At 70.3% G+C, this 6886-nt stretch carries 8 protein-coding genes; 3 read left to right on the top strand and 5 right to left on the bottom strand.

Annotation, left to right across the window (positions count from 1 at the left end; translation table 11 throughout):
• The coding region (locus VB080_RS01435) for a M23 family metallopeptidase (RefSeq protein ID WP_323416635.1) at positions 1-523 on the top strand (523 nt) is incomplete at its 5' end.
• 39 nt (positions 524-562) lie between these two features.
• On the opposite strand, the gene VB080_RS01430 is transcribed toward VB080_RS01435, so the two are convergent.
• Positions 563-1525, bottom strand: a complete 963-nt coding sequence (locus VB080_RS01430; protein WP_323416634.1) for a tyrosine recombinase XerC — start codon at positions 1523-1525, stop codon at positions 563-565.
• Between the two features lie 99 nt (positions 1526-1624).
• Here VB080_RS01430 and def point away from each other — a divergent pair, with 99 nt between their 5' ends.
• Positions 1625-2215, top strand: a complete 591-nt coding sequence (def, locus tag VB080_RS01425; RefSeq protein WP_323416633.1) for a peptide deformylase — start codon at positions 1625-1627, stop codon at positions 2213-2215.
• A 30-nt stretch (positions 2216-2245) separates the two neighbouring features.
• Here the strand turns inward: def and VB080_RS01420 are convergent, their stop codons facing one another.
• Positions 2246-3055 (bottom strand): RNA methyltransferase, encoded by an 810-nt coding sequence (locus tag VB080_RS01420; RefSeq protein ID WP_323416632.1) that lies wholly within the window; start codon positions 3053-3055, stop codon positions 2246-2248.
• A 169-nt stretch (positions 3056-3224) separates the two neighbouring features.
• Here VB080_RS01420 and VB080_RS01415 point away from each other — a divergent pair, with 169 nt between their 5' ends.
• A complete protein-coding gene (locus tag VB080_RS01415; RefSeq protein ID WP_323416631.1) occupies positions 3225-4223 on the top strand; it encodes a bile acid:sodium symporter family protein in 999 nt (332 codons plus the stop codon).
• 9 nt (positions 4224-4232) lie between these two features.
• On the opposite strand, the gene VB080_RS01410 is transcribed toward VB080_RS01415, so the two are convergent.
• From VB080_RS01410 to VB080_RS01400, 3 genes are all read right to left on the bottom strand, one after another.
• Positions 4233-5423: a stomatin-like protein gene (locus VB080_RS01410; RefSeq protein ID WP_323416630.1), complete on the bottom strand. Its 1191-nt coding sequence runs from the start codon at positions 5421-5423 to the stop codon at positions 4233-4235.
• 54 nt (positions 5424-5477) lie between these two features.
• Entirely contained in the window at positions 5478-5939 is a 462-nt protein-coding gene (locus tag VB080_RS01405; protein WP_323416629.1) for an NfeD family protein, read from the bottom strand.
• A gap of 65 nt (positions 5940-6004) precedes the next feature.
• Positions 6005-6820 (bottom strand): ABC transporter ATP-binding protein, encoded by an 816-nt coding sequence (locus VB080_RS01400; RefSeq protein ID WP_323416628.1) that lies wholly within the window; start codon positions 6818-6820, stop codon positions 6005-6007.
• Positions 6821-6886: the final 66 nt, after the last annotated feature.

Genomic DNA, 6886 nt, shown 5'->3' with positions numbered 1-6886 from the left:
AGGGGGACGAATGCGGCGACAGCGATGGTGGGTGGCAGCGATGCTGGGCGTCCTGGCCTGGACGATGGCCCCTGCGGCCAGCGCCTTCGACGCGGTGCTGCCGGTGTCGGGCAGCCTCGCCCGCGGGTTCGACCCGCCGGCCGAACGCTGGCTGGCCGGGCATCGCGGGGTCGACCTGCGGGCTGCCCCGGGCGCTCGGGTACGGGCCGCGATGGCCGGCCGGGTCGGCTTCGTCGGGCTGGTCGCAGGCAAGCCGGTGGTCACGGTGCTGCACGGCAGGTTGCGCACCACCTACGAACCGGTGGTGGCCAGCGTGGCTGAGGGCCAGTCGGTCTCGGTCGGTGAGGCGATCGGCCGACTGGCCGAAGGCCATGCCTGTCCAGGCGGCTGGTGCCTGCACTGGGGCCTCAAGCAGGGCGACACCTATCTCGACCCGATGCTGCTGATCCGGCGGCCGGAGGTACAGCTGCTGCCCGAGGCCGCTGTCGGTCTCGCCCGGGCCAGTGCAGCAGAGCGTGGATGACGCTCTCGTGACGTGACGTGACGTGACGCGAGGGTCGGCTCAGGCGCGGGGGTGTGCCTGGCGGAAGGCGGCACGCACCCGGTCGTCGGAGACGTGGGTGTAGAGCTGGGTGGTCGCCAGCGAAGCGTGGCCGAGGATCTCCTGTACCGAACGCAGATCGGCACCGCCTTCGAGCAGGTGGGTCGCCATGGCGTGCCGCAGACCGTGGGGGCCGAGGTCGGGTGCACCGGGAATCGCCGCCAACGCCTCGTGCACGATCCGTCGCACCACCCTCGGGTCGATCCGGGCACCACGCTCCCCCACGAAGACCGCCTGCCCGGCAGCTGGCCGGGCGAGCCGCTGCCGGTCGATGAGCCAGGCTTCCAGCGCCCGCCAGGCAGGTCGCCCGAGCGGCACGGTGCGCTCCTTGCCACCCTTACCCAGCACCCGGGCCAGACCGCGGGAGGTGTCCAGGTCGTCCAGATCGAGGCCGCACAGCTCCGAGACCCGGATCCCGCTGGCGTAGAGCACCTCCACGATGGCCAGATCCCGGCGTGCCAGCGCACGTTCGTCCGGGGTCTCGGCAGCCTCTGCCTGCTCGGCCAGCCGGTCGAGCAGCGCCCGGGCATGGTCGACCTCAATGGTCGGCGGCAACCGCCGGTCGAGCCGCGGCGATCGCAGGGCGGCCGCGGGGTCGCCGGACAACCGGCCGGTGTGCTGTGCCCAGGCGAAGAAGGTGCGAACGGCGGCCACCCGGCGGGCCAGCGTGGCCCGCTCGGCACCGCCGGCCTGTTGCACTGCCAGCCAGCGCCGCAGCGCCGTCAGGTCGATCTCCGAGACGGTCTGTTCCCCGACCCGGTCAAGGTGGGCGAACAGGTTGGTCAGATCACCCAGATAGGCGCGGACGGTGTGCGGGGACAGATTGCGCTCCACCGCCAGGTGACGGGCGAAGGCGTCGAGCAGTTCGGCCTGCTCGGCGGTCAACTGCTCGGCGGTGCCCGCTGCTTCCACACCCCGGTTCACCTGTTCAGCGTCCCCGTCCGGGGTGGCTGGCGCAAGCCGCCACGCGTCCGGACGTAGGATGCGGTCGAAGCGACGACAGTCAACCAGGTGGGACGACAGATGGATGTCAGGGAACTGATGGAAGGCGGCAGCGTGCTGCCGATCACGCGCTGGGGCACCCCGGTGATGCACTCCCCCACCCGCCCGGTCGAGACCTTCGATGACGATCTCAGGTCGCTGGTGCGCGACATGTTCGCCACCATGGAAGCCGCCCGCGGTGTCGGGCTGGCCGCCACCCAGGTCGGGCTCGACCTCGCGCTGTTCATCTTTGACTGCCCCGACGCCGACGACATCCACCACCAGGGCGTGGTCTGCAACCCGGTCGTCACTCTGCCGGAAGGCAGGGATCGCCGATTGGTGTCCGACGACGAGGGCTGTTTGTCGCTGCCGGGCGGCTACCAGCCGCTGGCCCGGCCCGACTTCGCCGTCTGCACCGGCCAGGACGCCTGGGGCAACCCGCTTCGGGTCGAGGGCACGGGCACACTTGCCCGCTGTCTGCAACACGAGACCGACCACCTGGGCGGCATCGTCTTCGGCGACCGGCTGTCGGGAAGGGTCCGCCGCAAGCTCTACGCCCAGGCAGACGAACTCGCCCACCTCTACCCCGACGATTGGCCGGTCACGCCCAAGAAGCGCTCCGCCGACCTCTGATTCCCTGTTCGCCGCCTCGGGATAGCAACGTCAGGGGGCGAGCGCGTAGCAGGCGATCGCGCTGGCGGCGGCCACGTTCAGCGAGTCGATTCCGGCCCGCATCGGGATCCGGACCACGGTGTCGGCACCCTTGATCCAGCGCCTGCTCAGCCCGTCGCCCTCGGTCCCCAGCAGGATCGCCACCTTGTCGGACGCGCCCAGCCGGCTGGCGAACCCTGCCAGCTCGACGGCGTCCTCGGCGAGCGCCAGCGCAGCGACGGTGAAGCCGGCTTCGTGCAGCAGTTCCGGGGCGTCCCGGTGCCCGGCCAGTCGCGCCCACGGCAGCGAGAACACCGCCCCCATCGACACCTTGATCGAGCGCCGGTAGAGCGGATCGGCACATCGCGGGCTGACCAGCAGCCCGTCCCAGCCCAGCCCGGCGGCGTTGCGGATCACCGCCCCGACATTGGTGTGGTCGACCAGGTCCTCCAGCACCACCAGCCGCCGGCTCCGCGCCAGGATATCGGCCACCGTATAGCGGTCGTGGCGGTGCAACGAGGCCAGCGCCCCGCGGTGGACGTGGAAGCCGGTGACCTGTTCGGCCAACTCCTCGGTGACCAGGTAGACCGGCGCGTCGATCTGGTCCAGCAGGTCTGCCAGGTCGGCCAGCCAGCGTTCGGCCAGCAGGAAGGAGCGGGGCTGGTAGCCCGCCTCCAGCGCCCGCCGGATCACCTTGGCACCCTCGGCGATGAACAACCCGTGCTCGGTCTCCAGCAGTCTGCGCAGCGAGGTCTCGCGCAGCCGGACGTAGTCGGCCAGCCGGGGATCGCCGGGATCGGTGACAGCGAGCAGGGTGGCCATGCCGGGCATCGTACGCGCGCCCGCCGGCTCGCCCCGAACCCACCGACGCCCGACTGCTGCGCCAAATCCGGTTCCACACCACAGCCGGAGGGAATATCCCCCTCCGCCACAGCTATCGAACCGGATTCGGCGAGCCCCGGCGGGTCGCCGGCATAGGCTGTGCGGCGACATGAGTTGGCTCACCCGCATCCCGATCGACCGCTTCCTGCTCGCGATCGTCGGTGCTGCGGTGCTGGCGACCCTGCTGCCGGTCCGAGGGGTCGGGGTGGACGTCCTCGACTGGGCCACCACGGCGGCGATCGCGCTGCTGTTCTTCCTCTACGGCGCCCGGCTCTCACCCGCCGAGACCCTGGCCGGCATCCGGCACTGGCGGCTCCACCTGACCATCCTCAGCTTCACCTACGTCCTGTTCCCGCTGCTCGGGCTGGCGATCGGTGCGCTGGCCGCTGGTCACCTGAGCCAGCCGGTGGTCACCGGGCTGATCTACCTGACGCTGGTGCCGTCCACCGTGCAGTCGTCGATCGCCTTCACCTCCCTCGCCCGCGGTAATGTCGCCGGCGCGGTGGTGAGCGCCTCGGCGTCGAACATTCTGGGGGTCGCCCTCACCCCCGCGCTGTGCTGGCTACTGCTGGCGAACACCGGCAAGATGGCGTTCACCACGTCCTCGATCCTGGACATCGTGCTGCAACTGCTGCTGCCCTTCGTCCTGGGCCAACTGTCCCGGCGCTGGACGGCCGGCTGGATCGCCGCTCACCCGCGGCTGAAGCTGGTCGACCGCGGCTCAATCGTCCTGGTGGTTTACGCTGCCTTCTCCGCCGGCATGCGGGAGAACATGTGGGCGCAGACCTCGGTGGGCGAGTTGCTGGTGCTGCTGGCGATCTGCGTGGTGGTCCTGGGGCTGATGCTGAGCCTGACCTGGTGGACGGCCCGCCGGCTCGGCTTCAGCGTCGAGGACGCCATCGCCATCCAGTTCTGCGGCACCAAGAAGTCCCTGGCCAGCGGGCTGCCGATGGCCGGCGTGTTGTTTGTCGGTCAGCCGATCGGCCTGCTCATGCTGCCGCTGATGATCTTCCACCAGGCCCAGCTGATGGCCTGCTCGGCGCTGGCCGGACACTACGCCCGCCGCGCCGAACCCGATACTGTCACCGAGCCGGCGGCAACCGACTGACGGCGGCTCTCAGCCCTGCGCAGGGGACTCGGGCTCGGTCCGCGCCTCGGGCGCCTCTCCGACCGCCCGCTGTGGGGCTGACTCCGGGCTCGCGATCGCCGGGCTCTCGCCCTGCGGTCGTAGCGCAGCAGCCCGGCGGCCCTCGATCGCGGCGGCCTCGGCGATCGCCTCCTGCACCGACTTCTGGGACTGCTCGTCCTCGGCAGCCTTCTGTGCCTGGATCTCGGCGAAGACGTCCACCTTCTTCGGGACGGCGAACTCCGAGACGTCCTCGGGCTCGGTGGCGATCGCGTTCACCGCATTGCCCGCTATGGTGCCCAGCCCCTTCAGCGCCTCGTTGAGTTCGCTGGGGATGATCCACACCTTGTTGGCCTCGCCCCGGGCGAGCTTGGGCAGCATCTGCAGGTACTGGTAGGCCAGCAGACCCTGGGTGGGCTTGGAGGCGTGGATCGCCGAGAAGGTGGTCGAGATCGCCTGGGCGTCGCCCTCGGCGCGCAGCATGGCCGCCTGGCGGTCGGCCTGGGCGCGCAGCACGGCAGCCTCCCGGTCGCCCTGGGCACGCAGGATCGCCGACTCCTTCTCACCGGATGCCGACAGGATCTGCGACTGCCGCTGCCCCTCGGCGATCAGGATCGCCGCACGCTTGTCGCGTTCGGCCCGGGCGCCCTTCTCCATCGCATCCCTGATCGTGGCCGGCGGTTCGATCGAGCGGAGCTCGACCCGGTTGACCTTGATACCCCACTTGCCGGTGGCCTCATCGAGCACCGAGCGCAGTTTCTGGTTGATCTCCTCGCGGCTGACCAGCGTCTGCTCCAGGTCGAGGCCGCCGATGATGTTACGCAACGTGGTCTGGGTGAGCTGCTCGATCGCCTGGATGTAGTTCTGCGCCTCGTAGGCCGCCCGCACCGGATCGACCACCTGGAAGTAGATCACCGAATCGATGTTGACCATCAGGTTGTCCTCGGTGATCACTCCCTGCGGCGGGAAGGGAACGACGGCCTCGCGCATGTCCATGGTGTAGCGGACGGTGTCGATGAACGGCACCAGCAGGTGCGGACCCGGGTCGAGGGTACGCCGGAACTTGCCCAGCCGCTCCACCACTGCCACCTGTTGCTGTCGGATCACCCGGACGCTGCGGACCAGGACGGCCACCACGATCGCGGCGACCAGGATCCAGATGATCAAAGGCAGATACTCCATGACTCCTCCTGCGCTCGTTGCTTCACGATAGCCGCCCGCGGCGCACAAGGCGGGTCAGGGCAGTGCCTGATGACGGGGATAGACCAGCAGGGTCGCGCCGTCGATCCGGTAGACCTCCACCTGCTCGCCGGCCGGGATGGCGCCGCCGTCCACGCTGCGGGCGCTCCATACCTCGCCGGCAACCTTCACCTCGCCGGTCTCGCCGGTCACCTCGGCGGTCACCGTGCCGCTGCTGCCCACCAGCTTGTCCACCGACGAGCGGTAGCCGGGCATTGAGCGCACCCGGTGCAGCAGGGTCGGCCGCAACAGCGCCAACATCGCCACCGCTACCACCACCGCGACGGCAAGCTGCACCCAGAACAGGCCGGGCAGGACGATCGCCGTGATCCCGCCGGCCACCGCGCCGGCGGCGAGCATGAGCAGGGTGAAGTCGAGGGTGGAGAGTTCGGTGACCGCCAGGCCGACGCCGAGCGCGAGCCACACCACCCAGACGTTCTCCGCCAGCCACTCCAGCATGGTGATCTCCTACCTGTGCACTGGCTTCATCATGCCAGCCGGCCGGTCGGGGCAGGCGGCTTTCGTCAGGCCAGACGTGCTGGCGGGCGCTGCCCGGCCCGGCTGGCGGCCCGGGCGGTCCAGCGTCCGCCGTCGTGCTGGACGTCGAGCAACAGACCGAAGGTGGCCGACAGTCTGGGCCCGGTGAGGGTTTCCTCGATCGGGCCGGCGGCAACCACTCGTCCGCGCTTCAGCAGCAGGGCGTGGGTGATCCCGCGCGGGATCTCCTCGACATGATGGGTGACCAGGACGGTGGCCGGGGCGTACTCGTCCTCGCAGATGTCGGACAGGGTGGCGACCAGCGCCTCCCGTCCGGCGAGATCGAGACCGGCGGCCGGTTCGTCGAGCAGCAGCAGTTCGGGGTCGGTCATCAGCGCCCGGGCGATCTGCACGCGCTTGCGCTCACCCTCGCTCAGGGTGCCGAAGGTGCGATCGGCGAGTTGTTCCACCTGCAGCTGGGCCATCAGCAGCCCGGCCCGCTCGAGGTCGGTCTGGTCGTACTCCTCGCGCCAGCGTCCCATCACCGCGTAGGCCGCCGACACCACCACGTCACTGACCCGCTCGGCCTTGGGGATCCGGTCGGCCAGGGCTGCCGAGGTGACCCCGATCCGGGGACGCAATTCGAACACGTCGACGGCGCCGAGGCGCTCGTCGAGGATCCGGGCGGTGCCACGGGTGGGGTGCCACTGGGCGCCCACGATCTGCAGCAGGGTGGTCTTGCCGGCACCGTTCGGGCCGATGATCACCCAGCGCTCGTCCTCCTCGACCCGCCAGGTGATCCCGTCGAGCAGGGTCGCTCCCGAGCGCACCACTGACACGTTCTCCAGCTCCACCACCGCCATGACCCCAACCTACCGGTTCATCCGGCGGGTACCGCTGCGCGAACCACCAGCTGGTGGTGGCAGGCG

Origin of the sequence: Propionicimonas sp., from assembly GCF_034927565.1 — a bacterium.
GTDB lineage: Bacteria > Actinomycetota > Actinomycetes > Propionibacteriales > Propionibacteriaceae > Propionicimonas.
This window is presented reverse-complemented; position numbering and strand designations above follow the sequence as displayed.

Excerpts from the sequence above, each read along its gene's own strand:
- def (WP_323416633.1), top strand. The coding sequence starts at position 1,625 with ATGGATGTCAGGGAACTGATGGAAGGCGGCAGCGTGCTGCCGATCACG.
- VB080_RS01420 (WP_323416632.1), bottom strand. The coding sequence starts at position 3,055 with ATGGCCACCCTGCTCGCTGTCACCGATCCCGGCGATCCCCGGCTGGCC.
- VB080_RS01415 (WP_323416631.1), top strand. The coding sequence starts at position 3,225 with ATGAGTTGGCTCACCCGCATCCCGATCGACCGCTTCCTGCTCGCGATC.
- VB080_RS01410 (WP_323416630.1), bottom strand. The coding sequence starts at position 5,423 with ATGGAGTATCTGCCTTTGATCATCTGGATCCTGGTCGCCGCGATCGTG.
- VB080_RS01405 (WP_323416629.1), bottom strand. The coding sequence starts at position 5,939 with ATGCTGGAGTGGCTGGCGGAGAACGTCTGGGTGGTGTGGCTCGCGCTC.
- VB080_RS01400 (WP_323416628.1), bottom strand. The coding sequence starts at position 6,820 with ATGGCGGTGGTGGAGCTGGAGAACGTGTCAGTGGTGCGCTCGGGAGCG.